This window comes from Exiguobacterium sp. BRG2 (assembly GCF_031844245.1).
GTDB lineage: Bacteria > Bacillota > Bacilli > Exiguobacteriales > Exiguobacteriaceae > Exiguobacterium_A.
The window spans coordinates 1-18,722 of the sequence record NZ_JAUZUW010000008.1 but is presented as its reverse complement, the minus strand read 5'-3'; the positions used below and the strand labels follow the sequence as shown (position 1 = coordinate 18,722).

Sequence of the window (18,722 nt, the reverse complement as noted above, 5' to 3'; positions counted from 1 at the left end):
TCAACAGGAACTATTTTCGTGAATCCGTTTTTAGCGGATTCTTTCATCAAAAAGGAGAATCAACATGAACTCAATTAGTGTCATCATTCCTGTCTATCAAACTGAATCACAAACGAAAGCAGCCATTCAATCCGTTCTTGATCAGAAGGTGTCTATCCCGGTAGAAATCATCGTCGTCTTTGATGGACCAAGCCCATACATCGATGAGCTTCGCTCCCTCTATCCGGCATGTACGATCGTGGAACAGGCACATCAAGGAACATACGCTGCACGTCGACGCGGTCTTGAAGTCGCGACAGGTGACTACGTCACATTCCTCGACAGTGATGATATTCTCGCACCACGTGCGCTCTATACGTATATCAAAGCCTATGAGAAATCACGCGGCGAAGTCATCATCGGTAAAGTCTCACCCGTCTACAATAAGAAAAAATGGCTCATGCCGATCGATGATGATCGTTATTTCTTCTATACTCGTACGAAGTTCAATTCGCGTCATTTGACGACGGTTCACGGCTGGATGATCAAAAAGGACTTGCTGAACGACTTGCCGGTTCTTGAGACACGATGGTTCGCTGATACGATCATCGCGCATACGATTATCTCAAAACTGACGAACTTGACATCGGTCAGTTATGTCGTCTACGGTCGAAACTCACGCAGTACGCCACTCGAAGGACAATCACTCTACCAAGCACGTGATATCACGACATTGACGGATATCTCACGGATTTACGGTATGTTATCTGCTCATACGCAGGATAACGATGTTCAAAAATTCTTGAATACATGGTACAAACGCTTCATCTCAAAGCGGGGTCGCGCGTTGCTTGAACGAAGCACGTCAAAAAGTCAGCAGGCAGATATATTCCGCCATGTCGCTTACGATTTAAGACAGACGAAGACACGAAGTAAGTATCTACAAGCATGGTCGACAGGTTCCTACTTCATGTTCCGTTCATACATCACTGCCGTGAAGACAAAACGAACGCTACGGACGGCACGACGTAAAAAGATCAAGAACGGTCTGATGCTCTATCGCCTGTTCCAAAAGATGCCGGTCAAAGAGAACCTCGTCTTATTTGAGAGTTTCCTCGGTCGGAGCTATTCTGATAATCCAAAGGCGCTTTACCTGAAATTAAAAGAACAACGCCCAGAACTCGAACTTGTCTGGATTTTCTCGAAAGAACCTTCAGATGACGTCAAGGAAGCTTGTCCGAACTGGGTGCTCAAAAACAGCTTCGCGTACTACCAAGCGATGGCACGTGCGAAGTATTGGATCTTCAATACGCGCCAGCCACTAAGCTTGAAAAAACGTGAAGAGACGATCTATCTCCAGACATGGCACGGTACACCATTAAAACGACTAGGTCTCGACATGGAAGAAGTCCATATGGCGGGAACGAATGCGACACGCTACAAACGGAACTTCTACAATCAAGCACGGGAATGGAACTACTTGATTTCTCCGAATGCTTATTCGAGCGAAATCTTCAAAAGTGCGTTCGGTTTCCAAAACACGATGCTCGAGACCGGTTATCCGCGAAACGATCTCTTGTATGCGGACGATCAAGCTGGTCTCATCAGCGAAATCAAAGCGCGTCTTGATATTCCAGCCGACAAGAAAGTCGTCTTGTACGCACCGACATGGCGGGATGACGAGTTCATTGCGCGTGGAAAATACCGCTTTGATCTCCAACTTAATTTGAACGAGATGCAGGCACGCCTTGGTGACGATTACGTCGTCTTGCTCCGGATGCATTACTTGATCGCTCAAAATATGGACATCAGTGGACACGAAGGATTCGCCTATGACGTGTCGTCATACGGTGATATCGCAGAGTTGTATTTAATCAGTGACGTGCTAATCACCGACTATTCGTCTGTCTTCTTCGATTATGCGCACTTACAACGTCCGATGATTTTCTTTACGTATGACTTAGAGAAATACGCTTCGACGTTACGTGGATTCTACTTCGATTTCGAAGCAGTCGTTCCGGGACCACTCCTAAAAGAAACGGATCAAGTCATCGATTATATCGAACAGATTGATACGAAGTCTGTCGCTTACCAAGAAAAATATGATCGCTTCCTCGAACGGTTCTGTAGCTTGGATGACGGCACGGCAAGTGAACGTGTTCTTGCTGAGTTGTTCCCGAATGCAAGCTCAGCAGATGCTGAAGATGCTGAATAAGGAGACACAATGAAAAAGGAGAAAGATGCGCTTTTGCGCTCTTTCTCCTTTTTCGTATCATCGTCTACGATATGGTGCGATCCGCTCTTCAAATTCAGGGTGAACGAAACTAGGACGTAACGATAAGACGACCTCACCGAGGAGGTGTTCTACCACGTCGTCCCATCGTTCGACGATCTCAGACGTAGTCTTCGCAGATACATCCCCCTCTTCGAGTAATGCTGTCTCATCTGTCGTTCTCATGAAGACCCATGTATCATCAGATCGTTTGCGCCCCATTAAGGTGATACGTCCACCTTCCATCCGGTACAGAAGGATTCGCTCCCATTGACGCTTCCGACTCGGTACCATGACTTCACGATGTCGCGCGATGATTTGCTCTTTGATCGTTTCCCGGCTAGCAACGAGATTCGGACAGAGATGATAGAAGTCATCTGTTCTTGGATGCTTGATCCCAAAGTGTGGAATACCCGATGCTTCAAGACGCTTCATCCATTCCACCTTCGCTTGTCGTAAGTGTGTCCAGCGAACAAGATGACTTCGGACGCCCCATCCTGTGATCACGAAAGGATGTCGACGCAATTCTTCGACTGACGCAAACAACGTCTGCTTTTCAAAAGAAGTTTCCTGGCAGAGTTCTTCGAAATGATTGATCGATGTGACATCATTGCCATGTTGCATCGGGAATAGATTGTATAGATGAAAGCGTCCCGATAAGACTTGTCCTTCATAGATTCCCTCTACGATCCGGATGATTTGTCGCATCGTCTCATCCAACCGACCAATTTGACCCGTCGCTTGTCCTGCCGTATCAAGTTGCTGACGTAATGAAGGATCGACCATCGCAGAACCGGGATTCAACATCAGGCACGCACCGAGCGACGTCTCACTCTCTCCCCACTGGATATATGTATGATAGCGATACAGTACGTCTTGCTCTAGCCGGAATGTCGCATACACTTGAACATCGTTAGTCTCCATCATGAAGCCTCCTATACTTTTATATATAACTTGATTATTTTACCATATAGAGGTTCTTATTTACTTCCTTTTATACATCAGGTCAATCAAAAAATGGAACTGACTCAAAAGTCAGTCTCTACAAAGATAAGGATGGCAGAATGATGATCTGCCATCCTTATCTCGTAACAAAAAGAATGACGCGTCACACGCCACTCCTACAGGAAAAGCGCATTTATGCGCTGTCAGAGACGAACAAGACCCGCTTTCCTGCTTGAATGAAGCAGGAAAGCGGGCTTGTGTCTCACCTGAGGAAGGGCGTGTAAAGACGCGTCATTCTTTTTTTGAGTCAGCCCCATGAACGATTTAGTTACGGACGAACAAGGCGACGCTCTCGACGTGTGTCGTATGCGGGAACATATCGACCGGTGTCACTTCGACGAGTGTATAACCGAGCTCTGTCAACAACTTCGCGTCACGCGCTTGTGTCGACGCATTACACGAGACGTAGACGATCCGCTTCGGTGCGACATCTGCTGCTGCACGTAAGAACTCTTCGTCACAGCCTTTACGTGGTGGGTCGACGACGATGACGTCCGGTTGAATACCCGCTTTGACGAGTGCTGGCATGACATTCTCAGCTGCACCGTACTCGAACGTCACGTTCTCGATACCGTTCGCTTGTGCGTTCCGGCGTGCGTCATCGATCGCTTGCGGTACGATCTCGATACCGTAGACGTGCTTCGCTTGTTTTGCGAGTGACAAGGAAATCGAACCGATTCCACAGTATGCATCAACGACTGTCTCATCTCCTGTCAACTGAGCATACTCGAGCGCTTTCGCGTAGAGTTTCTCTGTTTGCAGCGGGTTGACTTGGAAGAACGAATGCGGAGAGATCTCATACGTCAAACCAGCGATTTGATCGCGAATGACGGACGGTCCGTACAAGACGACGTTCTTTTTCCCAAGAATGACGTTCGTATCATCCGGGTTGATGTTGTGCTGGATCGAAGTGACGTTCGGTAACGCCTTTAAGATTCCCTCGACGATTTTATCGATACCGCGAAGTTGTTTGACCTTCGTGACGAGAACGACCATCAACTCGTTCGTATGATAACCATGACGTGCCATGATATGACGAATGACACCTGCTTTTTTCTTCTCGTCGTATGCTGGGACTTTTAAGTCAGCGAGGACTTTACGAACCGCTTGGACAGCTTCATCGTTTTCTTTGTTTTGGATCAAGCAGTAGTCCATATCGATGATCCGGTGGCTCCGTTTTTGATAGAAGCCAGCCATCAATTTGTTTGATTGGAACGCGACCGGTACTTGTGCCTTGTTGCGGTAACCCCACGGATCTTCCATCCCGATCGTCTCGTGGACGGGAATTTCAAGACCTGCTAGACGCGTGAAAGCGTCACGGACACGGTTGTGCTTGAACTTGAGTTCTGCATCGTATGACAAATGTTGCAATTGGCAACCACCACACTGGTTGTAAACCGGGCAAGGCGGCTCGACACGATCGACACTCTTCGTCTTTTGACGGATGATGCGACCGAATCCGTAAGACTTCGTCGTTTTCGTGATCTTGATCTTGACCTGTTCCGTCGGCAATGCGCCCGGGATGAAGACCGTATATCCATCGATGCGCGCGACCCCTGACCCTTCATGTGTCAGGTCGACGATCTCGACGACGTGTTCATCGTTCTTTTGTACTGGAATCATGAATATCCTCCTTAAAAACCTCGCTTCACGCGAGGTTCGTTTCTGCTTCTTGAAGTTGTGTATTGATTTGTTCCATCTCTTCGATCCGGAACTTTGGTGTCATGACTTCGAAATGAGAGCGAAGATTCGTCATCTCGCCTTCGCAGATGCCGCCAAACTCACCATCGATGTTCAAACTCATCTCTGATGTATTCTTCATGCGGACGAATGAGGTCGTGACATGCTCGATGCAAGGGTCCGAGAAATGATCCCCTTTTAAGGCAAGACGCATGACACGAATCAATTCGACGAGGTTACATTTCTTCAGAATGAAGAGATCGAACCGACCGTCATTGAGTGACGCGTTCGGTGACAACTTCTCGAATCCACCGACAGAGTTCGTATTGGATGTCAAGAACAGCATGACTTCTCCTTTGAATATACCCTTTTCATGCTCCAGTTCGACATATGTCGGTCGGATTTGCGGAAGTTTCTCCATCCCTTTGACGTAGTACGCGAGCTGTCCAAGTGCCGTCTTCAGCTTTGAAGGCACTTCGTACGACAGTTCTGTCATGATGCCGCCACCAGCGATGTTGATGAAGTAATGGACGCCTGTCGAACCTTCGATCTTACCGATATCGACCGGCATCGTATGTCCCGTGCAGATAACATCCATCGCCCCTTCGATCGTCAACGGAATACGCATCGCCCGACCAAAGTCATTCGTCGTTCCAACAGGTAATACACCAAGCTTTGGACGTTTGCTATAAGCTGCCATTCCACTGATCACTTCATTCAACGTACCATCGCCGCCTGCAGCAACGACAAGATCAAAGTCTGCTTCGCATGCTCGTGCTGCTTCATACGTTGCATCACCGACCGCTTTCGTCGAGTAGACAGATGTCTCATAACCCGCTGCTTCGAGTCGGTCGAGGATATACGGTAAGTTTCGTTTAACCATCTCTTTCCCGGAAGTCGGGTTATAAATCACGCGCGCTCTAGGTCTCATAAGATTTTCTCCTTTTTGACTCAACCGTTCATTTGATACATAACTGTTTTATTTTACATGAACTCTCGAGACATTACAAAGTCAAAAAAGACAGCGTCCGTTTCTTCACCTCAGCGAGGGAGAGACAGACGCCATCTTAAGTGCAACTTATTTCAGTTTTTCGAGCTCTTCGTAGAAGAGTTGATCAAGGAGAGCAGGGTTTGCCATTCCTTTTGTTTTCTTCATGATCTGACCGATGACGAAGCCTTTCTTCCGATCACGTCCACCGAGTAACTCCTCGACGACGGCTGGGTTCGCTTCGAACATCTCGACGATGAGACCACGCAACAATCCTTCATCCGAAATTTGTGCAAGACCGTTTGCTTCAACGTATGCACGCGGCTCGACACCTTCTTCGATGACTGCCGTGAAGACTTGTTTGGCGATTTTCGAAGAAATCGTGCCGCTTGCGATCAAGTCGATCATCTCTGCCAAACGCGCTGGTGTCATCTTGACTGTTTCGAACGTTTCCGTCGATTTATTCAAGTGACCTTGGATCTCACCGACTGTCCAGTTGGCTGCTGCTTTTGGCTCTGCACCAGCTGCAAGTGTCGCTTCGAAGTACTCTGCCATTTCACGCGTGACTGTCAATTGTTTCGCATCATACGCTGAAAGACCGAGTTCTTCTTGGTAACGAACACGGCGTGCGTCTGGAAGTTCCGGGATGCCGGCACGAATCGCTTCTTTCCAATCGTGATCCAATACGAGCTTGACGAGGTCAGGCTCTGGGAAGTAACGATAGTCCGACGCCCCTTCCTTGACACGCATGAGGACGGTTTGTTTTTTCGTCTCATCGAAACGGAGTGTTTCTTGACGCATCACACCACCAGCAAGCAGTAACTTGCGGTGACGATCTTCTTCAAACTCAAGACCCTTTAAGACATTTCCGAACGAGTTCAAGTTCTTGAGCTCTGTTTTCGTACCGAACTTCTCTTGTCCGTATGGACGCACCGAGATGTTACAGTCGCAACGGAGTGACCCCTCTTCCATCTTGACGTCTGAGACGCCTGCATATTGCAAGACTTCCTTGAGACGTTCGAGGTAGGCGACTGCGTCTTTCGGTGAACGCATATCCGCTTCACTGACGATCTCAATTAGCGGTGCGCCTGTCCGGTTGAAGTCGACGACCGAATGGTTGGCACCCGTGTGGTTCATCTTACCGGCATCTTCTTCCAGATGGACACGTTCGATTCGGAAGCGTTTCGTTTCGCCATCGACTTCCGCATCAATGTAGCCATCAAAGCCGATTGGTTGATCAAACTGCGAGATTTGATACGCTTTTGGCGTATCCGGATAGAAATAGTTCTTCCGGTCGAATTTTGTTTGATCAGCTACTTGGCAGTTGAGCGCCATCGCTGCACGAACGGCGAGTTCGACGGCTTTTTCGTTGATTTTCGGCAAGACGCCTGGGTGTCCAAGACAAATCGGACACGTTTTCGTATTCGTCTCTGCGCCATATTCCCGCGCACAACCACAGAACATCTTCGTGTTCGTGCTCAGTTCGGCGTGGACCTCGATCCCGATGATCGTTTCAAAGTTCATGATACATTCGCTCCTTATAACTTCGGAAGCGCGAATCCACCTGTCGCAAGCTCAAACGCATGCGCAGCGCGATAGATCGTCGCCTCATCGAAATGTTTTCCAATGATTTGTAAGCCGACCGGAAGACCGTCGACGAATCCAGCTGGAACCGAGATCGCTGGGACACCTGCTAAGTTAATCGGAATCGTCAAGATGTCATTCGCATACATCGTGACCGGGTCATCGAGCTGTGCACCAAGTTCGAATGCTGGTGTCGGTGCTGTTGGTCCGATGATGACGTCATAGTTTGCGAGGACATCGTCGAAATCCTTTTTGATCAACGTCCGAGCTTGTTGTGCTTTTTTATAGTAGGCATCGTAGTAACCAGAGCTGAGCGCATACGTTCCGAGCATGATCCGGCGTTTGACCTCGTCTCCGAATCCTTGTGAGCGGGAATACTTGAAGACATCTTCAAGTGCATCCGCTTCCGCACGGACTCCGTAGCGAATACCGTCAAAGCGCGCAAGGTTTGATGATGCTTCTGATGAAGCGAGTAAGTAGTACGTCGCAAGCGCATATTTCGAGTTCGGGAGTGACACCTCATCAACCGTCGCACCGAGTGCTTCGAGTTTTTGGATCGCTTCACGGATGTTGGCTTTGACGCCTTCACTGACACCCTCGCCGAAGTATTCTTTCGGAACAGCGATCTTCAGACCTTTGATATCACCAGTCAACGCTTGTGCATAATCCGTTGCTGCAACGTTCGCAGACGTCGAATCCATCCCACAGTGTCCTGCGATCGCGCTCAAAAGATACGCGTTATCTTCGACTGTTCGGGTCAACGGACCAATTTGGTCAAGCGATGACGCGAACGCAACGAGACCAAAACGTGAGACGAGACCGTAAGTCGGTTTCAACCCGACGACACCACAATAGGCAGCCGGCTGACGAATCGAACCACCTGTATCCGAACCGAGGCTGAACAAGACTTCGCCTGCTGCGACAGCAGCTGCTGAACCACCCGAAGAACCGCCTGGAACGTGTTTCGTATTCCATGGATTGCGAACCGGTTTGTACGCTGAGTTCTCGTTTGAAGAACCCATCGCGAACTCATCCATGTTCAATTTCCCGATCGTGATTGCCCCTGCTTCATGCAGACGCTCGACGACCGTCGCATCATGTGCTGGTACGAAGTTCTCAAGGAATTTCGAACCACATGTCGTCGTCATTCCTTTCGTGACGATGTTATCCTTGACGCCGATTGGAAGACCAAACAGTGGGTTCGCTTCGTGTTTCGCGACATCATCCATTCGTTTCGCTTGCTCGAACGCTTCTTCATTCAATGAGAGAAACGCACCGATTTTTCCGTCGACGCGGTCGATTTGATCAAAGGATTCCTTGACGAGTTCAGAAGCTTTGACTTCGCCATCCTGAATGAGTGTGTGTAATGTTTTGACACCATGTTCAAAAAGTGACATCGGGTCATTTCCTCCTTATTCGAACACCGCTGGGACGCGGACTTGTCCGTCTTCCCAATCGGGTGCGAGTCGTTCTACTTCCGTACGCGGAAGTGATGGACGTACTTCGTCCTTACGTAGGACGTTCTTTAAATCGAGGACATGAGTCGTCGGTTCGACGCCTGTCGTATCGAGTTCATTTAATTGTTCAGCGAACCCAAGAATCTTCTCGAGTTGTCCTGTGAATTGTGCTACTTCTTCATCTGTCACGGCAAGGCGTGCCAAATGCGCCACGTGGCGGACTTGCTCCTCATTAATCTTTGCCATGTCATTCCACCTCCGGAACTTTTGCGATATATTTTACACTATTTCTAATCATAGCACTTTTCGTCCAGACAAAAAAGACGATGGTGCATCGGGGGGAGGTCCGCACCATCGTCCTTATAGGGGTAGCAAAGCTTCCGGGCGGAAAGCTTCTAGTTATGAAATACCCGGTTTAAATCAGACGAAACAAAAATACTGAATATTCATACTAAGACATCAACAAGCAGATAGACATTGAAGACGATGACGATCGAGACAATGATCCAGGACAACGCGTTCATGAACCGACTGTTCCGATGTTCTCCCATGTACCGCTCACTTGCTGTCGCCCGAATCAAGGGAATCAACGCAAACGGAATCCCGAACGATAAAGCAACCTGACTGAGGACAAGTGCCCGTGTCGGATCAAAACCGGAGAAAAGTAACAAAATCGCCGGTAACATCGTCACGGTCCGGCGAACGAACAGTGGCAGCTGGAGATGGAGGAAGCCGCGCATGATCGCGTCCCCCGACATCGTCCCGACGCTTGATGAAGCGAGACCTGATACGAGTAAGGCAATCGCAAACAGATACGGCGCGATGCCACCGAGCGTGACATGTAGTCCTTCATAAATTTCTTCAAGCGAACCGGCTTGATACTTCGTGTCGTAAAAGACGCTGGCCGCGATGACGAGCATCGCTCCGTTGACTGCTCCGGCAATCAACATCGCACCCCAAATATCGAAGCGTTGGATCCGTAGCAACGGCATCTTGTTCGCAACATGCCCCATCCGTCGTTTCGTTAAATCGGAATGGAGATAGATCGCATGCGGCATGACGGTCGCTCCAAGCATCCCGGCAGCAAGGACGATGCTCGACGTACCTTCGAATCCCGGTAACAACCCTGCCGATAAATCTCGGAACACCGGATGGACTTCAAATACTTCAATCGCAAAAGCCGCTGCGATGATTAAAACAAGAACGGCGATGACGGCTTCGAAATGACGGAGTCCCTTTTGCTCGAATCCGAGGATGACGAATGATAGGACTGCCGTCAACAATGCCGCCACCCGTAAATCGATCGCAAACAGTAAATGAAATCCGAGTGCGGCTCCGACGAACTCGGCGAGATCGGTCGCCATCGCGACGAGCTCCGCTTGTACCCAGTAGAAGAAGCGATAGACCGGCGACAACTCTTCCCGGATCACCTCCGCTAAACTGAGATTGCTGACGATTCCAAGTTTGGCTGATAGGAACTGAATGACGACCGCCATCAAGTTCGAGGCAACGATGACCCAGAGCAACAAGTAGCCATACTGGGCACCTGCCGTCATGTTCGTCGCGAAGTTTCCCGGATCAAGATACGCGACGGCAGCGACGAACGCCGGTCCGATATATGTCCGTTTTCTTGGTAAATCTTGTGTAAGTGGCTGTGTCGCCATCTCGTTCACCTCACTTTTTGTTTTCATTATACGCTTATTTTGCGCAAGTGCAACAAATATGTTTATGGTAAATAATAACGTATCAAGTAAATAAAAAAGGGGTGTCTCCTTTACTCAGGAAACACCCCTCTCCGTTATTTAGACGATTTTCCGCTCAGGCTCTGCACCTTTTAGCTGCGCTTGTACTTGATCGAACTCATCATAGATCGCTTGACTCGGTTCCTTCGTCACAAGACTACCGATGACGAGCGCAATCGCCGAAGCGATGAAAGCTGGAATCATCTCGTACATTTCCGAAATGTACGATGGTAATCCGGCGACGTTCTGATTGATGAGAATCCAAGCGATGACGACGACGGATCCCGTAATCATCGAAGCAAGTGCTCCGGTCTTGTTCATCCGCCGCCATAGTAGGCTGAACAGCACGACTGGACCGAACGCTGAACCAAAGCCAGCCCACGCATATCCGACGAGCGTCAGAATCGACTTCTCTGCACCAAACGATAAGAGAATCGCTAGAAGCGCCACGACGAGAACCATCAAGCGTCCCATGATCATCAATTCACGATCTGAAGCATCGCGTTTAAAGAAACGGTGATAGAAATCATTCGTTGCCGCACTTGAAGAAACGAGCAGCTGCGTCGAAATCGTCGACATGATCGCAGCAAGTAAGGCTGCAAGCAACAACCCTGTAATGAACCCTGGGAAAAGGTCACGTGATAATTGAATGAAGACATTCTCTGGATTTTTTAATCCTGCACTTTGTTGCGTGTAATAGGCATATCCGATTAAGCCCGTCACCATTGCACCAACGATCGAGAACGTCATCCAAATCATCCCGACACGACGCGCCGACTTCATCTCATGTAAGTTACGAATCGCCATGAAACGAACGATAATATGCGGCTGTCCAAAATATCCGAGTCCCCACGCGAGAAGCGAGGTGATACCGATCGTCGTCGTCCCTTTGAACAGTTCCAGTTTCGAGCCGCCTGTCGACCGGATCGTCTCCAATGTATCATTAATCCCACCACTTAAAGTCAGCGCGACAGCTGGTACGATCAGCAATGCGATGACCATGATCATCCCTTGCACGACGTCCGTCCAACTGACGGCAAGGAAACCACCGAGGAAGACATACGCAATGACGACGCCTGCGAGAATCCAAAGACCTGTTGTATATTCAAGACCAAAGACAGCTTCGAATAAACGACCACCTGCGACAAAACCACTTGATGCGTACATTATAAAGAATATTAAAATAACTCCAGCTGAAACGGTACGCAAAACACCACTTTTATCGTGGAATCGTTTTTCAAAGTAATCGGGAATCGTGATTGCATCCCCTGCATGTGCCGTATACGCACGCAGACGAGGCGCGACGAGTAACCAGTTGGCATAAGCGCCAAGTAATAATCCGACGACAATCCATCCACTGGACAGACCAGTTGCATACATCGCACCCGGTAAACCCATCAACAGCCACCCACTCATGTCACTTGCTCCTGCAGAGAGCGCCGTGACGACGGGACCGATCGTACGTCCTCCAAGCATATAGTCATTCATGTTCTTCGTCCGATAATACGCAATGACGCCAAGTGCGACCATCAGGCCGAGATATAGCAAAATCGCGAACCACATTCCGTTCATCCTTGCTCCCCCTTTTTCCGTGATATAAGAAAAACGGGTGTGCAGGTCGCACACCCGTTTCGTCTATTAAACACCATTTCAGAACATTTCTGAAGTAGTTTTTGCTTGAAGATGTAAAGTCAAGTAATCCGGTCCGCCCGCTTTCGAATCCGTACCTGACATGTTGAACCCACCAAATGGTTGGTAGCCAACGATTGCGCCTGTGCAACCCCGGTTGAAGTAGAGGTTACCGACGTGGAAGTTCGCACGTGCGTACTCTTGATTCGTCCGGTCTTGCGTGATGACAGCACCTGTCAATCCGTATTCCGTGTTGTTTGCGATATCGATTGCTTCTTTGAAATCTTTCGCTTTCGTGAAGGCGACGACTGGTCCGAAGATTTCTTCTTGCATCAAACGATCCGTTGGTTGAACGTCCGCGACGACTGTCGGTGAGACGAAGAATCCTGTTGAATCGTCAGCCGTACCACCTGCGACGATGCGTCCTTCTTCTTTTGCAACGTCGAAGTACGACGTGATTTTCTTGAAGGCTGCTGCATCGATGACTGGTCCGACATTGTTTGAGACATCCGTCGGGTTACCGATGCTGAGTTTGTTTGTGTTCGCGACGACTTTTTCGAGCAACTCGTCATAGACAGAGTCGAGTGCGACGACACGTGAACAAGCTGAACATTTTTGACCTGAGAATCCGAATGCCGCTTTCGTGATCATGTCCGCTGCATAATCGAGGTCAGCCGACTCATCGATGACCATCGTATCTTTTCCGCCCATTTCCGCGATGACACGTTTGAGCCAGATTTGACCTTCGTTCAGTTTTGATGCCCGCTCATTGATGCGAAGACCGACATCACGTGATCCCGTGAAGCTGATGAAACGTGTTTTTGGGTGATCGACGAGATAGTCGCCGACTTCTGCTCCTGAACCGGGTACGAAGTTCAAGACGCCTGCCGGAAGACCAGCTTGCTCCATCACTTCAACGAATTTCGCTGCGACGACCGGTGTCGTCGATGCTGGTTTCAAGAGGATTGGGTTCCCTGCCACGATTGCTGCGACGGCTGTTCCAGCCATGATTGCGAGTGGGAAGTTCCATGGTGAGATGATGACACCGACACCGAGTGGAATGTAATCGTAACGGTTGTATTCGCCTGGACGACTCTCGACTTTTTTGCCGTCTTTTAAGACGAGCATCTGACGTGCGTAGTACTCGAGGAAGTCGATTGCTTCTGCTGTATCCGCATCCGCTTCATTCCAAGGCTTCCCTGCTTCTTTGACGAGGTAGGCAGAGAACTCATGCTTCCGCTTACGGATGATGTTCGCTGCTTTGAATAGGACGTCCGCACGTACAGACGGATTGACGAATTTCCATGTTTCGAAGGCTGTGACTGCTGCTTGCATCGCTTCTTCTGCATGTTCCTGTGTCGCTTTTGAGACACGTCCGACGATCTCTTCTTTGTTGGCCGGATTGACGGAGACGATTTTATCTTCCGTCGTCACATGTTTTCCACCGATGACGAGCGGATAATCTTTGCCGAGTTCTTGCGTGACGAGTGCAAGTGCCTCTTCGAACGCTTTCTTGTTTGCTTCTTGTGAGAAGTCCGTGAATGGTTCGTGTTTGTACGGAATCATCTCTATTCCCCCTTTAATCTCTACTTTAAATCGCTTACATTCTCCATTGTACAGAAGCATGAGTCCGCTTACAATTATTCTAGTCAAAAAAAATAAAGGAGCGACCGATTCGGTCTCTCCTCGTTCCTCTATCATTCCTTCGCTTGTGAAAAAACAATCTCTTCGTTTTCGATCGAGACTTTGACGTCTTGTCCTTGGAATAACCAGTCATCTTGGTCAGATACGACGAAATGAATACCGTCGACGACTTCCTCGACCGCTGCCCGTTCGACTTCTTCCATATGAACGCCGACGGAGAAACCTTGCGTTAAATCCGTTGATCCACCATATTTTGCGAAAAAGCGAATCGTATCGCCCGATTGTGCTTCCATCTCATTTTTAAAGTATTGCAATGCCTCGTCTGTAATATGAATTTTCATACCTATCACTCCCCTTTCGTTTAGTGTACCGATATCCTACTCAAAAAAGCGAATTTCCTGTATGGTAGAGACAAGATTAGCTATGAAATCATCACGGAACACCCATCTAGGAGGAATTCGAATGAAACGATCGCTCGTAGTGTTGCTTGCGACCAGTCTCGTACTCGTCGGTTGCGGAAACGATTCCCCGTCTTCTACAAATACCAAATCCCCGAAGACGACGGAAACGAAACAACAGAAGGCTGAACAAGCCGTTCTCGATATCTATCAAACCTATGAAAAAACGCTCGGTCAATCGGGACGAGCAGATGCGAAAGACCTCGCATCGATTGAATATACAGGTGACGCAAAACAACTTGAACCCCTCGCCGTTGGTGCGAAGAACTTGAACGTCATTCCCGGTAAAATCGTCAAGTCGTTCCAAAAGGGTGACGTCGCTTATATCATCCATGAATTCAAGGATGCGAAGGGATCCATTCTCCCGAACCGCGGATCGAAGCTGTTATTGAAGAAAGACGATGAATGGAAGATCGTTCTGACACCGACGACGTTCGACCCGGCCGTCTTCTCGACGCTTGGTGACCTATTCACTGGGTTTAACGCCGATGAGTATGGTGTCAATGCGAAAGCAGCAGACGAAATCGGGAAAACGGATGAAAAAGAACAGGATGCCGTCTTCTCTCGCGTCAATGCACAAACGGATTATATGGCGCTTGAGATGAACAGTAACATTCTGATGATTTACGGTGAGGCGCTGAAGAATGAAGGAAACCCAGAGACGCTCGTTGATTACTATCAAGACTATGCGGATTGGTATGAGGACGAACAGCCTCTCCTCATGAAGACGGCGAAAGCCGGTACGGATTATGAGAAGTACTTGATCGCACTCGATCCGTTAAAAGAAAGCCTTCAAAAGAAGCTTGAAAAATATGCGGATCAATTAAACATGGAATTAGGATAAGGAGGAATTTTTCATGCAAGCACCAACATTCACCCTTCCAAATGCACAAGGAGAACCAATCTCCCTTGAGGATTATCGTGGAAAAAAAGTCGTACTTTATTTCTATCCAAAGGATTCAACGCCGGGTTGTACGACCGAGGCATGTGATTTCCGAGATGCGACGCAAGCTTTTGAAGAGAACAACACCGTCATTCTCGGCGTCTCCGCCGATAGCCAGAAGCGTCATCAGAACTTTATCGCGAAATACGAATTACCGTTTCAATTGTTATCAGATGTCGATCACGAAGTCTGTGAACAATATGGCGTCTGGCAATTAAAGAAGAACTTCGGTAAGGAATATTATGGAATCGTACGCTCGACTTTCTTAATTGATGAATCCGGTGAAATCGTCAAGGAATGGCGTAGTGTGAAAGTAAAAGATCATGTCGCAGAAGCACTTCAATACGTACAAGAACGGAAATAATTCGAAGAACCAGTTGAATCATCCAACTGGTTCTTTTTGTATGTGCAGATTATTAATATTTCTAATTTTATCCTTACATAAAAATAATTTCATGTAAGGAAACGTTGGTATCACACACAATTTTAATGATTTTGAAATAATCTGAAAATATCCTATTGATTTTTCTGAATATTGTATTTATTATTGATAACAAGTTGATCCGGTGCTTTCCATAGCTTAAGAATAAAAGGCGATGACCCCTCTTATTTTTAGTCGGACACCGGATCGCTATCCTATCGGTTCTTATCGTTTCACCATATATATCTATTTCTTTTGGGAGGGATTTACTTTATGAAGAAGAAAAAGGCACTCGCACTCGTCGGAGCACTGACAATCGCTGGATCAAGTCTTGCGGCATGTTCGACGACAGATGAAGGTAAAAAAGAAGGCGGCTCGACGTCAGGCGACAAAACTTCAGACAAACAAGTCTTGAACTTAACGAGCGGTTCAGACATTCCGGCTCTTAGCCCGACAGTCGCAACGGACTCTGTATCCTTCACGGTATTGAACAACGTTCAAGAAGGTCTGTTCCGTCTTGACGAGAATCAAGAAGCGACACCAGGTGTTGCTGAGAGTGTGGATGTTTCGGAAGATGGACTTACATACACGTTCAAACTTCGTGATTCAAAATGGTCGGATGGCAGCGATGTCACAGCAAAAGACTTCGAATATGCGTGGAAACGCGTCCTCGATCCGAAGAGCGGTTCGCAATATGCGTATATCATGTATATCATCGATGGTGCGGAAGCGTACAACACGGGTAAAGGGAAAGCAGATGACGTTGCAGTTAAAGCGGTCGACGACAAAACACTCGAAGTCAAGTTGACGCAACCGGCTGAATACTTCAAATCATTGACTGGTTTTGGTTCATTCATGCCGCTCAAGCAAGAATTCGTCGAAAAACAAGGGAAAAACTTTGCGACGAAGCCGGATACATTCCTCTACAACGGACCATTCACTCTCTCGGATTGGAAGACGGAAGTCGGCTGGAGCTTTAAGAAGAACGACCAATACTGGGATAAAGACAACGTCAAGCTCGATGACATCAACTTCAAGATCGTTAAGGAAGTCTCAACGAGCGTCAACCTTTACGAAAAAGGTGATGTCGACCAAGTCGGTCTGACGAGTGAGTTCGTTGATCAGTACAAAGATAGCAAAGAGTTCGATACGCGTCTTGATGCATCAATGTACTACATCCAAATGAACTTCAAGAATGAACTCTTGAAAAACAAGGATATCCGTAAAGCGATCGATTCGGGATACGATAAAGCGCAGATGGCGAAAGTCCTCTTGAACAACGGTTCGATCCCTGCATACTACTACGTACCAAAAGACTTCGCAAAAGGTCCAGACGGTAAAGACTTCCGTGACGGAAACGAAGGCTTCGGTTCATACGACGCTTCTTCAGCCAAAGCATCGTTCGAAAAAGGTCTCAAAGAAGTCGGTAAGAAATCGGTGAAACTCGAGCTTCTTTCGTACGATGATGACAACTCGAAGAAAATCTCTGAGTACCTCAAAGGCGAGTGGGAGAAAAACCTCCCAGGTCTTGAAGTCACGATCAAACAACAACCGTTCAAAAACAAATTGGATCTTGAATCAAAAGGTGAGTTCGAACTATCCTTCGCAGGATGGGGACCTGACTACCAGGATCCGATGACGTTCCTCGATATGTGGGTAACGGGTGGGCCATACAACCGTGGTAAATACACAAGCGATAAGTATGATTCGCTCATCAAATCGGCTCAAAAAGAAGTCGATGCAGCGAAACGTTGGCAGTCACTGAAAGATGCTGAGAAAACACTCCTTGAAGATGATCAAGCCATCTCAGTCATGTACCAACGTGGAGCATCCTTCCTACGTAAACCGTATGTCAAAGGAATCGTCAACCACAAAGTTGGTGCCGATACTTCGTACAAATGGGCTTCCATTGAAGGAAAATAAGTTATACCCGAAGACCAGATTCGCTGACGAGCGTGTCTGGTCTTTTTTTCCATATGAGCCGTTTGTCCTATTTTTCTGAATAGAATTAAAATTTCGTGTCATTCTGTTTTCATTTCCATGACTTCCATTTATACTAAGCAAAGAATCCGATTCACTTTATTTACAATATTTTGCGGGAATTATTCATAATTAATGGAAATGTACCGATATATCTAATACAGAGGACTTTTGCCTCAATATTACATCGAACTAGGAAGGAGGACTCACTCATGAAGCAACGTGTACTTACGAGTCAACAGAGTTATACAGAAGAGCAGCTTGAGATGATTGAAGCCATCCGTGCGGTCGGTGAACTCATCCAGGATCGTCCACGCCGCACTGTCTATCGCCGTTATGCTCTCGCGAATGACTGGCCTCAGCCAGAAAACATCATTCGTCAATTCGGTTCATGGCCAGAAGCCTTATCGGCTGCTGGATACGAGTGGAATGTCGATCAACAGCCGGAGGAACTCGAGCGGGCACCTAAATACACGAAAGACGAGATCTTAAAGTCATTCGAACGGTATGCACAAGACGTCGGCTCGACGATCACGCTCAAAAAGTATCAAATGTGGCGTAAATCCGTCCATCATGCCCCGAGTCACTATCACATCGTCAAGATGTTCGGTTCATGGCATGACGCTTGTACCGCAGCAGGACTCGAAGCAAGTGTCACCTATTCAAAAGCTGAACTTGCTGCTTCCCTGCGTCAAGCAATCGAAGAAGTTGGCTTCTCCCTCTCCTTTGAAGCATATCGAGAATGGGCAAAGCGAAACAACAAACCATCGACGAAAGCCTTACTTCATCGCTATGGGTCTTGGTCAGCCGCGATCCATGCGATCGAAAACGAGATTCGCCTTAGTAAACAACAAGCCCAATGAACTTATACCTTCTTCAATCCTTCTCGTTCATTTGAACTGGAAGGATTTTTTACATCAGACGGTTTGTCAAATTAAGC

General features: G+C 47.8%; 15 protein-coding genes. 5 read left to right on the top strand and 10 right to left on the bottom strand.

Translation table 11 applies throughout. The annotated features are described in order from the left end of the window. The first annotated feature begins 64 nt into the window (after positions 1-64). The gene (locus Q9R23_RS11060) at positions 65-2,194 is read left to right on the top strand and encodes a bifunctional glycosyltransferase/CDP-glycerol:glycerophosphate glycerophosphotransferase (protein WP_311247038.1); all 2,130 of its coding nucleotides are present in this window, start codon (positions 65-67) and stop codon (positions 2,192-2,194) included. A gap of 57 nt (positions 2,195-2,251) precedes the next feature. On the opposite strand, the gene Q9R23_RS11055 is transcribed toward Q9R23_RS11060, so the two are convergent. The 10 genes from Q9R23_RS11055 to Q9R23_RS11010 all read right to left on the bottom strand — a co-directional run bounded on the left by Q9R23_RS11055 (position 2,252) and on the right by Q9R23_RS11010 (position 14,321). Then, on the bottom strand, positions 2,252-3,175 hold the full coding sequence (locus tag Q9R23_RS11055; RefSeq protein ID WP_290756772.1) for a hypothetical protein: 924 nt from the start codon (positions 3,173-3,175) through the stop codon (positions 2,252-2,254). 345 nt (positions 3,176-3,520) lie between these two features. Then, complete coding sequence (rlmD, locus tag Q9R23_RS11050; RefSeq protein WP_311247037.1) at positions 3,521-4,879, bottom strand: 23S rRNA (uracil(1939)-C(5))-methyltransferase RlmD; 1,359 nt, start codon at positions 4,877-4,879, stop codon at positions 3,521-3,523. 25 nt (positions 4,880-4,904) lie between these two features. After that, positions 4,905-5,867 carry a diacylglycerol kinase gene (locus Q9R23_RS11045; protein WP_214852387.1) on the bottom strand — a complete coding sequence of 321 codons (963 nt, stop codon included), beginning with the start codon at positions 5,865-5,867 and terminating at the stop codon, positions 4,905-4,907. A 147-nt stretch (positions 5,868-6,014) separates the two neighbouring features. Beyond that, positions 6,015-7,448: an Asp-tRNA(Asn)/Glu-tRNA(Gln) amidotransferase subunit GatB gene (gene gatB / locus Q9R23_RS11040; protein WP_035410227.1), complete on the bottom strand. Its 1,434-nt coding sequence runs from the start codon at positions 7,446-7,448 to the stop codon at positions 6,015-6,017. A gap of 14 nt (positions 7,449-7,462) precedes the next feature. Next, positions 7,463-8,905: an Asp-tRNA(Asn)/Glu-tRNA(Gln) amidotransferase subunit GatA gene (gatA, locus tag Q9R23_RS11035; protein ID WP_311247036.1), complete on the bottom strand. Its 1,443-nt coding sequence runs from the start codon at positions 8,903-8,905 to the stop codon at positions 7,463-7,465. Positions 8,906-8,920: 15 nt separating this feature from the next. Next, positions 8,921-9,211 carry an Asp-tRNA(Asn)/Glu-tRNA(Gln) amidotransferase subunit GatC gene (gene gatC / locus Q9R23_RS11030; RefSeq protein ID WP_023469336.1) on the bottom strand — a complete coding sequence of 97 codons (291 nt, stop codon included), beginning with the start codon at positions 9,209-9,211 and terminating at the stop codon, positions 8,921-8,923. Between the two features lie 200 nt (positions 9,212-9,411). Then, a complete protein-coding gene (locus Q9R23_RS11025; RefSeq protein WP_311247035.1) occupies positions 9,412-10,656 on the bottom strand; it encodes an Nramp family divalent metal transporter in 1,245 nt (414 codons plus the stop codon). Between the two features lie 111 nt (positions 10,657-10,767). After that, positions 10,768-12,279 (bottom strand): sodium/proline symporter PutP, encoded by a 1,512-nt coding sequence (gene putP / locus Q9R23_RS11020; protein WP_311247034.1) that lies wholly within the window; start codon positions 12,277-12,279, stop codon positions 10,768-10,770. A gap of 78 nt (positions 12,280-12,357) precedes the next feature. Then, on the bottom strand, positions 12,358-13,902 hold the full coding sequence (pruA, locus tag Q9R23_RS11015) for an L-glutamate gamma-semialdehyde dehydrogenase (protein ID WP_029342578.1): 1,545 nt from the start codon (positions 13,900-13,902) through the stop codon (positions 12,358-12,360). Between the two features lie 131 nt (positions 13,903-14,033). Next, a complete protein-coding gene (locus Q9R23_RS11010) occupies positions 14,034-14,321 on the bottom strand; it encodes a HesB/YadR/YfhF family protein (protein WP_035410238.1) in 288 nt (95 codons plus the stop codon). Positions 14,322-14,442: 121 nt separating this feature from the next. Between Q9R23_RS11010 and Q9R23_RS11005 the strand changes: the two genes are divergently transcribed. From Q9R23_RS11005 to Q9R23_RS10990, 4 genes are all read left to right on the top strand, one after another. Next, positions 14,443-15,282 carry a hypothetical protein gene (locus tag Q9R23_RS11005; protein ID WP_290784457.1) on the top strand — a complete coding sequence of 280 codons (840 nt, stop codon included), beginning with the start codon at positions 14,443-14,445 and terminating at the stop codon, positions 15,280-15,282. Positions 15,283-15,295: 13 nt separating this feature from the next. Further along, positions 15,296-15,745, top strand: coding sequence for a thioredoxin-dependent thiol peroxidase (gene bcp / locus Q9R23_RS11000; RefSeq protein ID WP_311247033.1), 450 nt, complete (start codon positions 15,296-15,298; stop codon positions 15,743-15,745). A gap of 330 nt (positions 15,746-16,075) precedes the next feature. Beyond that, the gene (locus tag Q9R23_RS10995) at positions 16,076-17,725 is read left to right on the top strand and encodes a peptide ABC transporter substrate-binding protein (protein ID WP_214852369.1); all 1,650 of its coding nucleotides are present in this window, start codon (positions 16,076-16,078) and stop codon (positions 17,723-17,725) included. Between the two features lie 269 nt (positions 17,726-17,994). Continuing rightward, complete coding sequence (locus tag Q9R23_RS10990; protein WP_214852367.1) at positions 17,995-18,645, top strand: homing endonuclease associated repeat-containing protein; 651 nt, start codon at positions 17,995-17,997, stop codon at positions 18,643-18,645. The last annotated feature ends 77 nt before the right edge of the window (positions 18,646-18,722 follow it).